The 17110-nt window shown below is 69.0% G+C and carries 16 protein-coding genes; 9 read left to right on the top strand and 7 right to left on the bottom strand.

Features of this window, described 5'->3' with window-relative positions; genetic code table 11:
* Positions 1-26: 26 nt before the first annotated feature.
* The 3 genes from NF699_15545 to NF699_15535 all read left to right on the top strand — a co-directional run bounded on the left by NF699_15545 (position 27) and on the right by NF699_15535 (position 2524).
* Entirely contained in the window at positions 27-692 is a 666-nt protein-coding gene (locus tag NF699_15545) for a response regulator transcription factor (GenBank protein ID USU04444.1), read from the top strand.
* The gene (locus tag NF699_15540) at positions 682-2103 is read left to right on the top strand and encodes a sensor histidine kinase N-terminal domain-containing protein (GenBank protein USU04443.1); all 1422 of its coding nucleotides are present in this window, start codon (positions 682-684) and stop codon (positions 2101-2103) included. Before NF699_15545 ends, NF699_15540 begins: the two co-directional genes overlap by 11 nt.
* A 94-nt stretch (positions 2104-2197) precedes the next feature.
* Complete coding sequence (locus NF699_15535) at positions 2198-2524, top strand: hypothetical protein (protein ID USU04442.1); 327 nt, start codon at positions 2198-2200, stop codon at positions 2522-2524.
* Positions 2525-2533: 9 nt separating this feature from the next.
* On the opposite strand, the gene NF699_15530 is transcribed toward NF699_15535, so the two are convergent.
* Genes NF699_15530 through NF699_15515 form a run of 4 tightly spaced genes read right to left on the bottom strand, consistent with a single transcriptional unit; the run spans position 2534 to position 7832 of the window.
* Complete coding sequence (locus tag NF699_15530; protein USU04441.1) at positions 2534-4912, bottom strand: TonB-dependent receptor; 2379 nt, start codon at positions 4910-4912, stop codon at positions 2534-2536.
* Positions 4913-4922: 10 nt separating this feature from the next.
* On the bottom strand, positions 4923-5921 hold the full coding sequence (locus NF699_15525) for a FecR domain-containing protein (protein USU04440.1): 999 nt from the start codon (positions 5919-5921) through the stop codon (positions 4923-4925).
* On the bottom strand, positions 5911-6480 hold the full coding sequence (locus NF699_15520; protein ID USU04439.1) for an RNA polymerase sigma factor: 570 nt from the start codon (positions 6478-6480) through the stop codon (positions 5911-5913). The genes NF699_15525 and NF699_15520 overlap by 11 nt, the downstream gene beginning before the upstream one ends.
* The gene (locus NF699_15515) at positions 6477-7832 is read right to left on the bottom strand and encodes an oligosaccharide flippase family protein (GenBank protein ID USU04438.1); all 1356 of its coding nucleotides are present in this window, start codon (positions 7830-7832) and stop codon (positions 6477-6479) included. The genes NF699_15520 and NF699_15515 overlap by 4 nt, the downstream gene beginning before the upstream one ends.
* A gap of 111 nt (positions 7833-7943) precedes the next feature.
* Between NF699_15515 and NF699_15510 the strand changes: the two genes are divergently transcribed.
* Positions 7944-9167 carry a hypothetical protein gene (locus NF699_15510; GenBank protein USU04437.1) on the top strand — a complete coding sequence of 408 codons (1224 nt, stop codon included), beginning with the start codon at positions 7944-7946 and terminating at the stop codon, positions 9165-9167.
* A gap of 64 nt (positions 9168-9231) precedes the next feature.
* Positions 9232-10158: a formyl transferase gene (locus NF699_15505; protein USU04436.1), complete on the top strand. Its 927-nt coding sequence runs from the start codon at positions 9232-9234 to the stop codon at positions 10156-10158.
* Here the strand turns inward: NF699_15505 and NF699_15500 are convergent.
* Positions 10130-11197, bottom strand: a complete 1068-nt coding sequence (locus NF699_15500; protein USU04435.1) for a glycosyltransferase — start codon at positions 11195-11197, stop codon at positions 10130-10132. The genes NF699_15505 and NF699_15500 overlap by 29 nt on opposite strands.
* A gap of 11 nt (positions 11198-11208) precedes the next feature.
* Entirely contained in the window at positions 11209-12297 is a 1089-nt protein-coding gene (locus NF699_15495) for a glycosyltransferase (protein USU04434.1), read from the bottom strand.
* 171 nt (positions 12298-12468) lie between these two features.
* On the opposite strand from NF699_15495, the gene NF699_15490 reads away from it, so the two are divergent.
* From NF699_15490 to NF699_15475, 4 genes are all read left to right on the top strand, one after another.
* Positions 12469-14112, top strand: a complete 1644-nt coding sequence (locus NF699_15490; GenBank protein USU04433.1) for a Na+/H+ antiporter — start codon at positions 12469-12471, stop codon at positions 14110-14112.
* Between the two features lie 100 nt (positions 14113-14212).
* Positions 14213-14590, top strand: a complete 378-nt coding sequence (locus tag NF699_15485; GenBank protein USU04432.1) for a hypothetical protein — start codon at positions 14213-14215, stop codon at positions 14588-14590.
* A gap of 130 nt (positions 14591-14720) precedes the next feature.
* Positions 14721-16661, top strand: coding sequence for an AI-2E family transporter (locus NF699_15480; protein USU04431.1), 1941 nt, complete (start codon positions 14721-14723; stop codon positions 16659-16661).
* Positions 16661-16876, top strand: a complete 216-nt coding sequence (locus NF699_15475; GenBank protein ID USU04430.1) for a hypothetical protein — start codon at positions 16661-16663, stop codon at positions 16874-16876. Before NF699_15480 ends, NF699_15475 begins: the two co-directional genes overlap by 1 nt.
* Here the strand turns inward: NF699_15475 and NF699_15470 are convergent.
* Positions 16860-17108 (bottom strand): hypothetical protein, encoded by a 249-nt coding sequence (locus NF699_15470; GenBank protein USU04429.1) that lies wholly within the window; start codon positions 17106-17108, stop codon positions 16860-16862. The genes NF699_15475 and NF699_15470 overlap by 17 nt on opposite strands.
* Between the last annotated feature and the right edge of the window lie 2 nt (positions 17109-17110).

The raw sequence follows: 17110 nt of genomic DNA, 5'->3' as shown, positions 1-17110 counted from the left end.
TCATCAACCTTTCACGGACCGGCCCCTTGCGAATCCTGATCGTCGAGGATGACGCACCGCTCGCCCGCGGCATCGTCGCGCTGCTGCGTATCGCGGGCCATGCGGTCGATCACGTCGCGACGGGCGAGGACGCGCTGATGGTCACGGCAGACGAGGACTACGCGCTTGTGATCCTGGACGTCGGGCTGCCGGATCTGGACGGGTTCGCCGTGCTGAAGGCGTTGCGACGGCGGGGCGAGCGCGTGCCGGTGATGATGCTGACCGCGCGCGATGCGCTGGACGATCGTGTCCGCGGGCTCGATCTGGGTGCCGACGACTATCTCCGCAAGCCGTTCGCGCCGGAGGAGCTGGAGGCCCGCATCCGCGCGCTCGGCCGTCGCCGGGGTGGCGATCCGACCCCGGAGCTGGTGGTGGGATCGCTGGCGCTCAACCGCTCGACCGGAGAGGCGCGGGTCGGTGACCGGGTGCTGGACCTGCGCCGCCGCGAACTGTCCGTGCTGGACGCCCTCGCCACCCGCGCCGGCCAGATCGTCACGCGCGAGACGTTGCAGGCGGAGGTGTTCGGCTTCGACGAACCGGTCGGCCCCAACGCCATCGAGGTGAACATCACGCGTCTACGCGGCAAGCTCGCCCCCGACGGCCCCGCTATCCGCACGGTGCGCGGTGTCGGCTATCTGCTCGATGTCTCCTGATCCCCGCACCCCGGAACGCGGTGGCGCACTGGCGTTACGCACCCGGCTGCTCGCGACGATGCTGGCGCCGCTGCTCGTCATCGCGCTGCTGCTGGGACTCGCGGGCGCGACGCTGATCGCCGACGTCGTCCGGCGCACCAACGACCGCGTGCTGGGCGGCGCCCTCGGTGCGATCGCCGAGACGGTGCAGGTGGAGCGCGGCGAGGTGACGCTCGACCTGCCTGCCGCCGCCTTCGGCATGCTGGAGAACAGCGAGCGCGACAACGTCTATTACCGTGTCGCCGTCGGCGGCCGGCTGCTCACCGGCTATGCCGACCTGCCCGCCCCCGACATCGCCGATCTCGCGATCGACACGCCGCAGTTCCGCTTCGCTAGCTATCGCGACCAGCGCATCCGCATCGCAGAGGTACGTCGCGCGTTGCCGCGGATCGCCGAGCCGGTGATCGTTCAGGTCGCCGAGACGCTCGACGGGCGGGCCGCGCTTCAGCGGCGGCTGATGATGGCGCTGCTGATCGGCGAGATCGTACTGGTCGGCGTGGCGATGCTGCTGATCCGGCCGGCGCTAGCATGGAGTCTGCGTCCCCTGTCGCGGCTGCGCGGTGTGGTCGCGTCGCGCGATACGCGGGCGACGCCGGACCTGTCGCCGCTCGATGCCGGGCCGCTGCCGGCCGAGTTGCGCCCGCTCGCCGACGCGTTCGACCATCTGCTCGCCCGCCTCGATACCGCGACCGAGGGGGTACGACGGTTCACCGCCGATGCCTCGCACCAGATGCGCACCCCGCTTGCCGTACTGAAGGTACAGGTCGCGCTCGCCCGGCGCGGCGATCCGCAGGCACTGGGTGAGATCGCGGACGCCGCCGACCGGCTCGAACGGCTGGTGACGCAATTGCTCGCGCTCGCCCGCGCAGAGGAAGCCGGCGCCTCGCCCCCGCTCGAACGGGTCGACCTGCGCGAGGTCGCCGTGGCGGTCATCAACCGCCGGATCGCGCAGGCGATTGAAGCGCGGGTCGACGTGCACCTCGACGCACCCGACGAGACCGTCGTCATCGCCAGTCACCGGACGTTGTTGTTCGAAATCCTGTCCAACCTGCTCGACAATGCGATCCGCTACAATCGTCCCGGCGGCATGGTGGCGGTCAGCATCGCATCCGACGATGCGTCCACCTCGATCGCGGTCGCCGACGACGGGCCGGGCCTGCCCGACGCCGACCTTGCCCGTATCGGCGAACGCTTCGTCCGGCTGGCGAACGGCCCCGGCAATGGGGGCGGCGGCAATGGGGGCGGCAGCAAGGACGGTAGCGGTCTGGGCCTCGCCATCGTCCGGTCGGCCGCGCAGCGACTGGGAACCGATCTCGACATCACGAACACGCGCCCGGGATTGCGGGTCACCTTGCGCTTCCGGACGGCATGACTTCAATCCCGCGGATCGTGACCGCGCCTGCGTTTACCTGTTGATCTCGCCACCGAAACGATGATGGTAGGCCGTCTGGCAAGGGGGCAAACAGATGACCGATCATGCGCGATACGCCGCCGCTCTGCTGCAGGCGCGGCATCGACGCGAAGCCCTGTTCCCGCCCGCGCTGTTCGACGAATTCGCGTGGGAAATACTGCTGGCGCTCTACATCGGCCGGGCGAACGGCGCGATGGACGAGGCCGCCCTGTTCGATGCGGTCGGCTGCATGCCCACGGTCGGCCGGCGCTGGATCGCCTATCTCGTCGAGCAGCAGCAGGTGCTGCGCTCGGGCTCCGGCGTCGTGCTGCACGATACCGTGATCGGTCCGATGGAAGAGTATCTCGGCGGCATGATCCGGGATGCGCAACAGGCGGGATAACCCGCGACGCTACCAGCTGACGGCGCCGCCGATGCGGATCGTTCGCGGGCGCAGCGGCGTGTATTCGTCGCGCAGCGCCTGCGCGAATGGATTGCCGCCTGCGAACCGGTCACCCGTCACGTCCCACAGGTTCTCGACGTTGGCAGTCAGCCTGACACGTCCATCGCTCCAGCGTGCACCGATACGCGTGGTGCCATAGCCGCCCTGTGCGACGTCGAAGGGCGCCCGCGTGCCGGGCGTCGATTGCCCGACGTAGCGCCATGCCGCGTCGACGCCGGCAGCCTGTCCGGATGCGATGCGCCAGTCGTACGTGAGGCTGGCCGACAAGGCGAACGGCGGCGTATTGGGCAGCCGCGCTCCCGGCGATCGGGGGATCGTCGGATCGCGGTCGTCGATCCGCGCATCGTTGAGGAACATCGCCAGATCGCCGCGCAGACCGACGATCGGTATCCAGTTCACATCCGCCTCAAGCCCGTGGATACGGCTGTTGCCGAGATTGGTCGTGAACGGGAATCCCGTACGGTCGACCAGGTCGGCCTGGACGTGGCGCCAGTCCGCGATCGACAGCCCCGCCGATCCGGCGACGCCGGTCGGCCCGGGCCGATCCGTGCGGATGCCCACCTCCGCCACCCGGATCGTGTCGGGCCGAAGATCGGCGACGCGGCCGATGCCGGGCGCCACGGTAATGCCGCCGGTGCGGAATCCCGACTGGATGCGGGCGTAAGCGGCGATATCGGGCCGCACCATCCATGACACGGCGATCGCAGGATCGATCCGCGTCACGCTGCGTCCGCGGATGAAGGCGTTCAGACGCGAACCGGCGATCGGTTCGCCGTCGCTTCGCTGATGCGTCACCCGTCCGCCCAGCGTGACGGTCAACGGCGGCGTCACCACGAACCCCGCCTCGCCGAACACCGCCGCATCGATCGTACGGTTGCTGACGCCGACGATATCGCGCAGCCGGTCGGGCGCGCCATACATCCGTTCATAGGCATCGCGTGCCTCGAGCAGCGACACGCCGACCAGCCAGCCGACGCCGTTGGCGCGCGTCCGCGACACGCGCGTCTCGTGCGATAACAGCCGGCTGTGCTCGGTCGTGTCATACGCGATCGGCACCGTCGGCCGATTGCGCCGCGTGGCATCGAAACGGCTGTCCGCATCGCGCAGGACGAGCCCGGTCGCCGACACCAGATGCAGGCCGTCGTCCCACAGCTTGTCGACGACGATCCGTCCGAGCCGGTAGTCCTGATCGAACGGCTGCGCGAGCAGGGACGCGCGCGACATCGGCGGCGCACCCCGTTCCGCATATTGCAAATCCGGCGCCGCGACGGATTGCAGCACGACACCGGCGTCGATCGTCCAGCCTTCACCCGGACGCAGGCGCAGGTCGAGGCGCCCGCCGGTCGTCGTCACCGTGTTGACCCGGTACAGTCCGCGGCCCACATCGGCGATATAGCCGCCATCGTGCATGCGATAGCCGACGGCACGTACGCCCGCGACACCGCCGATCAGCGGCACGTTCATCATCGCCGCCACGTCGCCGCCAGCCGCCCCGCCGCGCGTGCCGCTGACCCCGCCCGACACCTCGGCGGCGATCCGGGCGAGATCGACGATGCGCGGCACCAGCCGGATGATGCCGCCGATCGCGCCGGCGCCGTACAGCGCGCCCTGTGGCCCCTCGAGCACCTCGATCCGGTCCATGTCGTACAGGCTGAGTCCCGGATCGGGTCCGTTGTAGGCGAGCGGCACCTCGCCGAAATAGACGTTGGTCGTGGACTGGGTCGGGCCGGTGAAGCTGCTGTCGGCGACGCCGCGGATGAACAGCTTGTTGCGGCCGGCGCCCAGGGCGGTTCCCTGCAGGATCGGGGTCGCCGCCAGTGCCTCGTCTAATGTGTCGCCGGCGACGTCGCCGACCCGCAAGCCGCTGCCCGATCGCAATACCGTGATCGCGCCGGGGAAGCCCAGCAGCGCGACCGTGCGCTTCGACGCGGTGACGACGATGTCGGGCGGCGGCTTTGCAGTCTCCGCGACAGGATCGGGCGCTGCCACGGGTTTGGCCGAAGCGGCCCGGGCGGCTGCGGCCCGGCGCACGGTCGGGCGGCGGACCACGCGATAGGCGCCGGCGCCAAGGCCTTGCGCAGCGAACGGCGTGCCCCGAAGCAGGCGGTCGAGCGCCGCCGATGCGGTCAGCCGACCGCGAAACCCGGCCGTCGCGATCCGTCCGATACCCGGTTCGGCACTGCCGATATCGCTGCCGGTCTGACGCGCAAGCATCGCCAGCGCGCGATCGAGCGGTCCTGCCGGGATATCGACGCCATGACGTTCGTCGGGGCGTGCGCCGGCGGCCACCGGCACGCATAGCGCCGACGCTGCCGTCACGACCGCCATGATGCGACGATCAGGGAACGGGGCTCTCCCGCTTGGTCAAGATCCAGCGCGTTCCGTCGCGTATCGCGCGTCCGCCGATCAGGGCGGCGATCCGGGGCATCATTTGGTCGGCCTCGCCCGTCACGCGGATCGATCCGGTGAACGGCACATCCCGCAGGGTCGGCGACGCCGTCACCATGATGCCGGTGCTGCGCTCCAGCGCGGCAGCCACCAGCCGCACCGGCGTCTGGCTGAAGACCAGCCGCTGCTCGCGCCAGCTGCCGACATCGCCGATCGCGACGCCCGACATTCGCGCCGATCCGCCATCGACGTGCGACAGCGCCGCACCGGGCGTCAGCATGATCCGTTCGCCCTGCGGCTGGAACAGCACCCCGCCCTCCGCGACCTGTACGCTCAGATGGGTGCCGACCCGCGAGACGTCGAATACCGTGCCGGTATCCTGCATCCGCATCGCACCGGACCGCACGACGAAAGGATGCGACGCGTCATGGACGACGTCGAACAGCGCTTCGCCATGCTCCAGCACCACCGATCGGCCACTGGCGTCGGCGATCGCCAGTCGCGTGCCACCATTCATCGCCACACGGCTGCCATCCGCCAGCAGCAACGTCCGCCGCACACCGGCAGGCGTCTCGACGATCCGTGCCGCTACCGGCGGACCACGTTGCGGGATCAGTACGGCAGCGGCGATCGCTGCCGCTGCCAGTCCGCCCGCTCCGGCGTACCATCGCCGCGCTCGCAGCGGCGGCCGGTCGCGATCGTTGGCGGCGACCGGCGGGGCGAACAGCGGAGCGGACGGCGTCCAGTCCGCCGGAACCAGCACCGCTCCGAGCTCGGCATCGGCGAGCGTCAGCGCGTCATAGGCGCCGGCATGCGCGGCATCCGCCTCCAGCCAGTCGGTGAACGCCTGCCAGTCGTCGGTCGTCGCGGTCGGCAAGCGCAGGTGCCATGCCACCGCAGCGGCGTGCGCAACATCCTCCCGTCCGACATCCTCGCGATCACCGGCCATCGCAGCGGTCCTCCTCATGGGTAAGACGTCCTGCCCGACCGTCATCCTCACCAGACGATCCGCGCCGTGCATGAATTCGCAAATATGCGCGCTGCAACAGCTTTTCGACGCCGCTGACCGAGATGTCCATGCGCTCGGCAATCGCCTTCTGCGACAGCTCCTCGAAGCGATACAGGCGAAACGCGGTGGCGACGCGTTCGGGCAGGCGGGCCAGCACCGCTTCGACCTGCGCCAGTCGATCCCGCGCGATCATCAGGCGCTCGGCATCCGGATGCTCGCTCGCGCCGGGACGGCTGTCGGACCAGGCGGTATCCCGGTCGAGACGACGGGCCGCCCGGCGGCGGCGGTCGATCGCCATGTTGTTCGCCATCCGGTACAAATAGGCGGCCGGATCGGCTATCGGCCCCCCGACGGCGGTGTCGAGCCTGAGCCAGAGGTCCTGCAACACCTCCTCCGCCTCGTCGACATTACCCAGCCGGGCGACGAGCAGCCGCAGGAACAAGGGGCGTTCGGCGAGGAACACGGCGCGCAATCCGCCGGCGTGACCGGTATCGTTCACGCCGCGACCGGAGCAGGCGCGCGTGCGTCGACGTGGAACATGACGGCGAGCGCCCCGATCGCCACGACGTTCTGGAGCAACGCGTGCCAGCCCGCGCCATCGGTGCCGTCGAGCCAGAGCAGCGCCGGCAGCAACGGATATAGCGCCAGACTGGTCACCAGCCCCACCGCCATCGATCGCTGCGGCAGACCCAAAGCGGTGAGCCCGGCGGCGAGAGGTGCGCTCGCCAGCCCCGCCGTCCGCGCCGCCGCGACCAGGATGAGCAGCATCGTGCCGCCGCCGAAGCTGCTGCCGCCGAATGCGATCAACAGCCGATCGCCCAGCAGCGCCAGCACCAGCATGATCGGCACCGCCACCGCCAGTGCGATGGCCGCGCTCCGCCACACCGTATGACGCAACGCGGCGAGCTCGCCGCGCGCGACCTGACCGGCGAGCACGGCGTAGCTCGCCTGACTCAGCAGGACCGTCGGCTGCGCGAGCAGCGCCGTCGCGCGTTGGGTCAGCGCCAGCAGACCGGCGGCGGCGGGGCCGAGCAGCCAGCCGACGGTCAGCGGCGCCAGATTGGGCGCCAGTTCGCGTACCGTGATGTCGAAATTCGTGATGAGGATGAAGCGGGTGAAGCCGTCCGTCTGGCGCGCCACACCGCGCCACGGGCCGCGCAACCGCTCGCCCTGCGCCAGACGGCGCCACGCGACGAGACCGAAGCCCCACATCGCCAGCCCCTCGGCGACGGCTGCGACCAGCCAGACGGTGAGGAAGCCGATCAGTCCGCCCCCCGCGATCCATACCCCCAGCGCCCCGATCAGACGGATCAGCGGGGACACCGCCTGATGCAGCCCGATCAGATCGAACCGGCCGGCGATCTGCAACAATCCCTGCGGCGTGGCGCGAACGGTGGCGATCACCGCGAGACTGTAGACGGTGGCGATCCGGATCGTGTCCGCGGACCAGCCGAGCTTCGGCCCGATCAACGGCGCCAGCACCGCCGCGACCAGGATCGCGACGACACCGCAGCCCAGCTCCACCACCGCCATGAAGCGGACGATACGCGCGAACCCCGCGGCGTCGCCGCCCTCCAGCGCGATCCCGCCATAGCGCACCACGCCGTGAAAGCCCGAAAACGCCAGCACGCTGCCGATCAGCACGGCATAGGCGTTCACGAGTACCAGCACGCCATAATCGGCTGCGCCCAGCCGATGCGTCACCAGCATGAGATAGACGAGGCTGATCGCCCCCGCCGCCACCTTGCCCCCGAGCAGGTGACCGAGGTTGGCGAGCACCAGCCGCACGCCCGCCTTGGGGGACGGGCGATCCTCCTGTCGGGCGGCGGAATGGCGGAACGGCGAACGCATCGCGGGGCCAATAAGACAGCCGCGTTGCGCCGACGACCGGAAAGTTCCGAAAAATCCGTTCATGACGGAAAGTTTAATGTGGGTGACCGCGCTTGCCTTCGTCTCACGGTTATGAAGATCGGTTTCTTGTTCAACCACGACCAGGTGCATCAGGTCGCGCATGCCCTGCCCACCGCGCTTGCCATGGCAGAGGATTATCCGCAGGCGGAGATCGTCATCGCGACGACCAACGACCGGCTGACGGCAGAAGTGATGCGGCTGTGCGAGCGGTTGAACGTCACGGTGCCGCTGGTGCAGCTGACGCTCCGCCGCCCGACGACGCGGGCGCTCGCCGCGACGCTGGAATGGGGCCTGCCGGTCACCAAGATCGGCATCTACCGCGACAATCTGGAGTTCTTCCGCTCGCTCGACGCGCTGGTGGTGGCCGAAAAAACGTCGCTGCTGCTCAAGACGCGGTACGGGCTCGACGACCTCAAGATCATCCATACCCGTCACGGCGCCGGCGACCGCGCGATCGGGTTCAACCGGCATAGCGCGATGTTCGATCACGTGCTGGTGTCCGGCAGCAAGATCCGCCAGCGCCTGATCCACGATGCGGGAGTCGATCCGGAGAGGATGAGCCTGATCGGCTATCCCAAGTTCGACCTGATGCCCGATCCGGCGCCGCGCCTGCCGTTTCAGGCGAACGGCAAGCCGACCGTACTCTACAACCCTCACCCCTCGCCGCATCTGTCGTCCTGGTATGCGCAAGGACGCGCGGTGCTCGACCATTTCCTGCGCGACGATCGCTACAATCTGATCTTCGCACCGCATGTGATGCTGTTCCATCGCCGCTTCGTGGTGACGATAGACCGGTTCCGGATCGATCGCGCCGGCACCATCGATGCCCGGTATCGGAACGCGCCCAACATCCACATCGATCTGGGCAGCGCCTCGTCCACCGACATGACCTACACCGCTGCCGCGGACATCTACCTCGGCGACGTCAGCAGCCAGGTCTACGAATTCCTCCACCGGCCGCGGCCGTGCCTGTTCCTCGATGCGCATGCGACGGCGTGGGCCGGCGATCCCAATTACGCACATTGGCAGGCGGGCGAGGTCGTCACATCGACCGGCGATCTGGGCGACGCACTGGACCGCGCGGTGGCACGACACGATACATACCGACCGGTGCAACGCGCCCTCTTCCAGCGCAGCTTCGAACTGACCGGCGAACGATCGGCCGTCCGGGCCGCCCGCGCGGTCATGAGCGTGCTCGGAGATACGGCATCCAGGGCGCCGCTGCACCGGCCGGCGGCGACGATGCGGACCGACGAGGGCTTGCGCGTCGCCTGATCGGCGGCAACAGGGCCATGTCATTGCGGGTGCCCGCCCGCCGTTCAGGAAGCGATGGAAGACCGTGGCTCTACGCAAGGACATCTGGCGACCCGCGATCGTCGGGGCGACCGCCACGGAAATCCTCGCCCGCGGGTCGATCGAGGGTTTGCCGCTGCAATGGTTGCCGCCGATGGGCAGCTTCCGCTTTCTCGCCGATCCGTTCGGGTTATGGCGTGACGACCGGCTGTACGTCTTCGTCGAGACCTACGACTACCGCGTCCGGATCGGCGCGATCGAAGTGCTGGTCTACGATGCCGCATTGCGGCTGATCGAACGCCATCCGGTGCTGGGCGAGCCGTGGCATCTGTCCTATCCACTGGTGTTCGAGGCGGAGGGCGAGACATGGATGCTGCCGGAGGCGCATCGGTCCGGCCGACTGACGTTATACCGGGCGGTCGACTTTCCGCGTCGCTGGGAGGCGGCGCACGTCATCGCGCTCGACCATGTCGCAGTCGATGCGACGCCGGTGTTCCACGACGGGCGATGGTGGCTGTTCTACACCTCCGCCTCGCATGAGCCGGACAAGATGAGCGCGCTGCACGTCGCCTTCGCCGATCGGCTCGCAGGTCCCTGGACCCCGCACCCCTGCAATCCCGTTCGCGTCGATGTCGCCAGCGCACGCCCCGGCGGCACGCCGATCGTCGTGGAGGGGCGGATCGTGCTGCCGGTGCAGGATTGCAGTCGTACCTATGGCGGTGCGATCCGCCCGTTGACGATGACGGTGCTGACCCCCGATCGGTTCGAGGCATCGGCGGGCGCCGCATTGAACGCCCCCGCCGCCGCGGCACCGTTCGTCGAGGGCTTCCACACATTGGCCGCAGCCGGACCGGTGACGTTGATCGATGTGAAACGCACCGAACTGTCGCCACACGGCCTGTCGATCGAGGCGATCCGCGAGGTCCGGAAGCTCGCGCGGCGGATCAGAACGCGGCGAGACGATCAAGGATAGCGCGGCCACTCTCGACGAAGCGGTCCGGGCCGAAGCGATCCAGCACTCGTGCCCGTGCCGCCTGTCCCATCCGCGCCAGTGCCGCCGGGTCGGCGAGGCAAGTCGACAGCGCGCCCGCCAGTGCCACCGGGTCGTCGGCGGGCACCAGCGCGCCGGTGACGCCATCGACGATGCTGTCGGGCAATTCCCCGACGGCCGAGGCGATGACCGGCAATCCCGCCTGCATCGCCTCGTGCGCCGCCACGCACAAGCCCTCCGACCGCGACGGCTGCACATAGAGGTGGCAGGATGCAAGGAACGCCGAAGGCTCGGTCGCATAACCGACGAAACGGACCGTCGTCACCGACCGCGCCAGCGCCAGCGCTTCCAGCGCATCGCGCTCCGTGCCATCGCCGGCGATGAGCAATTCGTACTGTGTCGCCGGATCGAGCAATGCGAGTGCCTCGATCAGGACGTCATAGCCCTTCACGCGGTGCAGCCGCCCGAGGGTGCCGATCCGCACCGTGTCGCCCGGCCGCCACGGTATCGCCGCACGCGCTTCGGGATCGGCACGAAAGATCGACCATTGCATCAGTCGCTCCGCTGGAACGCCCAGTCGCCGGGCGGTCAGCCGGGTCACCGCCGCGCTGTCGCCGATCCACAATCGGGACGCGCCTCGCATCGTCCGCAGCAGGACGCGATTGGCGGGCTTCAGAAAGGCCGCATGCTGCCAGCTGACCACGGGCCAGCCCCGCCGCAACCCGATCAGCTGCCCCAGCAAGGTCGCGCGGGTGAGCGACGTCCACAGGTGCGTCGGCGCCCAGTCCCGCAGCCGTTCGTCCAGCCAGCGCAGCGCGGCGACGTGATCGCCCTCGCCGCCATCGCGCACCTGCACCGCGATCCCGGCAGCCAGCATCGCGGCCTCGCCGCGACGGTCGCGCGGGGTCAGTGCGAAGACCGCGACTTCGGCCCCGCCGTCGCGGAGCACGCCGAGCACCGCCGGCACCGGCGATGCCGCGCCGCCGCCCTCCACGGAGTTGATGATATAGGCGATACGCATCGGCGAGGCCGTCATCGCCGCAGGTCCGCGAACAGCGTCAGATAGGCGCGTGCGACCGGCCCGATCCGGTGCCGTCCGACCGACGCCGCCAATGCGTGCGGATCGGGAGGGGGCTGGTCGAGCAACCGTTCGATCGCCCGCGTAATCCCGGCGATCGCACCGACCGGCACGATCGCACCCGCACCGGGCGCCCGCAGCAACCCCGTCGCAGGCGTGCAATCCGTGGCGACGACCGGCCGGCCGGCGGCAAGCGCCTCCACCACGACGGCAGGAAACCCTTCGAAATCCGATGCGAGGACGAACAACCGTGCCTCGTCCAGCCACGGCCGGATATCGGCGACATAGCCGGGAAAGGTCACCCGACCGGCCACCCCCAGCCGCTCCGCCAGATCGTGCAAGGACCGGGCGTCCGGCCCATCGCCGACGATCGCCAGCCGGGCATCGCATTGCGACAGGGCTGCGAATGCCTCGATCAAACGGGCGAACCCCTTTTCGGGAACCAGCCGCCCGGCCGCCATCACCAGCGGCGATGCCGTATCGGGCGCTGCCGTCGGCGGCGGTACGGCATCGCTCAGGGCTGGCAGTGCGATCGTGGTCGCTGCCGGTCGCCGTAGAATCGCGTTCGCCTGATCCCGCGCCACGTCGGACAAGGTGACCACGGCGTCGGCATGACGCAGCAATCGACGCATCCGCCGTTCGAAGCCCCACCGGCGCAACACGCCGCGTTGGGGTTTGTCGAGCGCGGCGCTGACCTGCGCCACCACGGGGATATCCGAACCCGCAAAGGCCGTCGCGACCGGCCAGTGGTAATTGCCCGGCACGAATACGACGTCGAACCGGCCGCCGGCGGCGAATGCGCGCGCTGCCCGCCCCAGCCGGTCACGCGATCGCGGCCCCCGGGGAATCGCGGGTCGGGCCAGGATGATCCCGGGCCCCTCCCCCGCCAGATCGCGCAATGGCCCAGCGTCCGACCCGGCGAAAATCGTCACCGCGCAGCCCGCCGCCGTCCACGCATTCGCCAGGCGTAGGGCGACTCGCTCCGTCCCGCCGAGCGAGAAGTCGTGCAGGACGATCAGGACATGCGGCAGGTTCGTCGTCATCGCGCCGCGACTAGCCGCGTGCGGCGACCCGCGCCATCCTTCCGGAGGATCGACCCTTTCGGAGGATCGCCCCTTCCGGAGGACCGATGGCGTACGGGGCATGAAGCGGTCGCCATCGCCGGTCGACGGCACTAGACCCCGCCCGTCACATCCGGTCGTAGGAGTTAAGCGTTGGAAGTCATCTCGATCGTTCTGTTTCTGTTGCTGGCCGTGGTGGTCAGCGGCGCGGTGTCGCGGATGTTGCCGCTGCCGATCCCGACGCCGCTGGTGCAGATCGTGCTCGGCGGGCTGATCGGCCTGTCGACATCCTATCGGGTCGAGCTCGATCCCGAGCTGTTCCTGCTGCTGTTCCTGCCGCCGCTGCTGTTCCTCGACGGCTGGCGCATTCCCAAGGACGAATTGCTGAAGGATCTGCCGGTCGTCCTCGAACTGGCGCTCGGACTGGTGCTGCTGACCGTGATCGGCATGGGGTTGCTGATCCACTGGATGATCCCGGCCATGCCGCTCGCGGTCGCCTTTGCCCTCGCCGCGGTGGTATCGCCGACCGATCCGATCGCGGTGTCCGCCATCGCCGCGCGCGTACCGATTCCCAGGCGGATGATGCACATCCTCGAAGGGGAATCGCTGCTCAACGACGCATCGGGGCTGGTATGCCTGCGCTTCGCCGTGGCCGCGGCGCTGACCGGCAGTTTCTCGCCCGCCGCCGCCGCCGTGAATTTCGCGTGGGTGGCGATCGCCGGGATCGTGATCGGCGTGGCCGTCACCATCGCCGCGACGCGCGCCAAGGCATGGGTATCGCGCCGCTATGGCGAGGAAACCGCATCGCAGATCCTCGTCAGCCTGCTGATCCCGTTCGGATCGTATCTGCTGGCCGAGCATGTCCACGCCTCCGGTATCCTCGCCGCGGTGGCTGCGGGCGTGACCATGACCTTCGCCGAAATCTCGCGTCAGGCGATGGCGGCGACCCGCATGCGCCGCAATTCGGTGTGGGATACGATCCAGTTCGCGTTGAACGGCATCATCTTCGTGTTGCTCGGCGAGCAATTGCCGGGCGTACTGGCGGGCGCGGCACAAACCGTCCGCATCACCGGCCACGCCAATCCCCTGTGGCTGGGCGCCTATGTCGTCGCGATCCTCGTCGGCCTTACCGCGCTGCGGTTCGGCTGGGTCTGGATATCGCTTCGGCTGACGCTGCTGCGCCAGCGGCGCGACGCCCCCGACGGCGCAATGCGCAGCCCCGACTGGCGCCTGATCGCCGCGATGTCGTTTGCCGGCGTGCGCGGGGCGATCACGTTGGCGGGTGTGTTGACGCTGCCACTGGCGCTCGACGACGGATCGCCGTTTCCGGCACGCGACCTCGCGATCTTTCTGGCGGCGGGCGTCATCATCGCCTCCCTCATCATCGCCAGCCTGCTGCTGCCGATCCTGCTCAAGGACCTGACGCTGCCCGCCGAGCCCTCGTCGCAGGCCGAGGAGGATGCCGCGCGGGTCGCCGCCTGCGAAGCGGCGATCCGCGAGATCGAACACGCCCAGCACGAACTGGCGGAGGCGCACGGCAACGCCGATTTCTACTCCGCGGCGGGCAGCCGCATCATGGACCTCTATCGCGACCGGATCGAGAGCCGCAGTCAGGGGGCAAGGGTATCCGCCGAGGCACGGTTGCAGGACCGGGTGGAGCGCGACCTGCGGCTGCGCGGGCTGAAGGCGGAGCGTAAGGCGATCCTCGAAACGGCACGCGAACGCCGGATCGGCAGCAGCGTCGCGCAGAAGCTGATCCGCGAGCTGGACCTGCAGGAGGTGCGTACCCGGGGGTGACTTGCGATGCATCAATACGATCGCCGCCGCGTCGGCGGAGCCATTCCACCCACACCTCGTTCGCAGCCCGGGACCTATCCCATGTGAGAGGATTACGCCGATGGCCGTCAAATTTGCCGGAACGATGAACGCGATCAATCGCGGTCTCGACGAGACCAAGGCCAGCAAGGGCGCCGATATGGTCGAGGACTGGGAAGCCGCACTCGCCGATGTCGACGTGCCGGGGGCCAAGGGCATCCTGCGCGACCTCGCATCCCTGCGCAAGCAGCTGGAAAAGGATACGCCGGACGGCGACCGGGTCCATGCCCTGCTGCACCGGCTGGGCACCGCCACCACCAGGATCGCTGACAAGGCGGACAAGTCGCAGGACAAGCTGAAGGCATTGGGTGAAGCCCTGACCGAGGCCGGCGAGGACCAGCCGGACGAGGAAGAAGACGCCGAGGCCGCGGCAGCGCCGAAGCGCGCCCGCAAGAAGTGATCGCCGGCCGGGTGACCCGGACGGGTCACCCGGCACGCCGCTGGTCGTGCCGTAACGGCAGCAATTCGTACACCGCCGTGAACTCGCCACCCCGCCGTTCGTTCGCGATCCACAACATCAGGGGTGAAACATGGATCAGGGCGACCGCAAAGCTGTAGACAGCGCGTCGCTCGCAGGGCCTGCGCGGGTCGTGCCCGCGCAAGTGCCGGGCATGAACGGCCTGCTGGGGCTGGCCGTCGGCGTGGTCGTCATAGCGGGATTGTTCTTCGCGAAGGACGTGCTGATCCCGATCACGCTCGCCATCCTGCTGTCGTTCGTCCTGTCGCCGGTGGTCGCCGCGCTGCGTCACGCCCGCTTGCCCAAGGGGCTGGCGGTGATGATATCGGTGCTGGCGGCGCTGGGATTGCTGGGCGGCGTCGGCACGCTCGTCGGCATGCAGGTCGCTTCGCTTGCCGACGACGCACCCGGATATCTGCGGACGATCGACGACAAGGTGGCCTCGGCAAAGGGCTTCGCAGCCGATCGCGTCGCCTTCTTCGCACAGGACAAGGCGCCACCGCCACGCGCCGCCGCCGGACCGCCGCAAAGCAATGTCGAGCGTGTGCTGGCGAGCCGATCGCGCGAACCCGTGCCTGTTCGCGTCACCGATCGCGAACCCGATGCCTTCACCGTCGCGGGACAGGTGCTCGGCCCGGTCGTCGGGCCGTTCGAGACGTTCGTCATCGTCCTCGTCGTGGCGATCTTCATCCTGATGCAGAAGGAGGATCTGCGCGATCGGATGATCCGGCTGTTCGGATCGTCGGACCTGCACCGCACTACGCTTGCGATGGACGACGCCGGCGCGCGCCTGTCCAAATATTTCCTGTCGCAGCTGGCGGTGAACACCAGCTTCGGGATCGTCATCGGCATCGGATTGTGGGCGATCGGCGTACCGGTGCCGGCATTGTGGGGCATCCTCGCAGGGATCCTGCGGTTCGTACCCTATGTCGGTGCGTTGCTCGGCGCCGCCTTGCCTCTCGCGCTGGCAGCGGGCGTCGATCCCGGCTGGACGATGGTGATCGAGGTGGCGGTGCTGTTCGCGGTGGTCGAGCCGCTGATCGGCTATGTCGTCGAGCCGCTGCTCTACGGCCATTCGACGGGCCTTTCGCCCTTGTCCGTCATCCTCGCCGCGGTGTTCTGGACCTGGATCTGGGGACCGGTGGGTCTGGTCCTGTCGATGCCGCTGACGCTGTGCCTTGTGGTGCTGGGCCGCCATGTTCCGGCGCTGGAATTCCTCGATATCCTGCTTGGCGATCGACCGGCGTTGACCCCGGTCGAGAGCTTCTACCAGCGGATGCTGGCGGCCGATCCCGAAGAAGCGCTGGAGCAGGCGGAACTGCTGCTGAAGGACCGCTCGCTCGCCAGTTATTACGACGAGGTCGCACTCGGTGGTCTGAAACTGGCGGCCGAAGACGCGCGTCGCGGCGTCGTGGATCGCGCCGGTGCGGAGCGGATCGTCCACGCTATGTCGACGGTCGTCGATGAACTCAGCGAGCAGGACGATGGACTGCCGGCAGCGGCACCGGTCGCAAAGACGCTCAACCCGATGCCGGCCGCCGATACGACGGGGATGGTCGTGCCGGCGTCCGGCGCCACGCAGGCGCCGGACGACTGGCGGGAAAGCCATGCCGTGACCTGCATCGCCGGCCGCGGCGTGCTGGACGACGCGGTCACCGCGATGCTGGCGCAACTGCTCGCCCGGCGCGGGTTCGGCACGCGGCGTATTCCGCATGCCGCCGTCGCGCGCGATGCCGTCCAGCGCGTCGACTACAGCGGCACCCGCATGATCTGTCTGTCGTATCTGGAGATCGGCGGCAGCCCCAGCCACTTGCGGTATCTCGTCCGGCGCCTTCGCCGCGAAGCACCGGGCGCACACATCCTGGTGGGGCTGTGGCCGCAGGGTGAAGCGGCGCTTAGCGACGAACAGATCCAGCGCGTGCTGGGCGCGGACAGCTATGTCGGTTCGCTGGCGTCGGCGGTGGACGTGGTGACCGACATCGCGACCGCTCCCGATCTCAGCCAGGCGGCGTGATGGGGCCTCTGCACGATGCGCGCCATCATGCCCGGCTCAAGGTCAGGATCGGGCGCCGGTCGATCGTTCGGGCAGAGCTGGCGATCGATACGTCCGGCCTGCTGGCCATCGGTGCGATGGTCACGTCGATCCTGCTGTCGACCGCGGTGATCGTCCGCGTCGCGCGGGCGAGCCCCGGCCCGCCCCCCGAACCGGACGTCAGCTCTTCGCGGTGAGCGGTACCGAGGCGCGACCGGCGCTGCGGGGCGGCTCGTTCATGGGTCGGTCCTGCGCATCCCCGGCGAGGCGAGTGGCATGCAGACGTCGCAATATCAGCGCCAGGTCCCGCTCGGTAAGCCGCGAGACCGGATCGATCACGGCGCCTTCCGGTAACGGTTCGACCCAGGCCGCCAGCCGGTTGCATGCCGCCCCGAGTTCGGGATCGAAACTGTCGTCGAAATCAGCCATCG

The sequence above is a fragment of the Sphingomonadaceae bacterium OTU29LAMAA1 genome, from assembly GCA_024072375.1.
Taxonomy (GTDB): domain Bacteria; phylum Pseudomonadota; class Alphaproteobacteria; order Sphingomonadales; family Sphingomonadaceae; genus Sphingomonas.
This window is presented reverse-complemented; position numbering and strand designations above follow the sequence as displayed.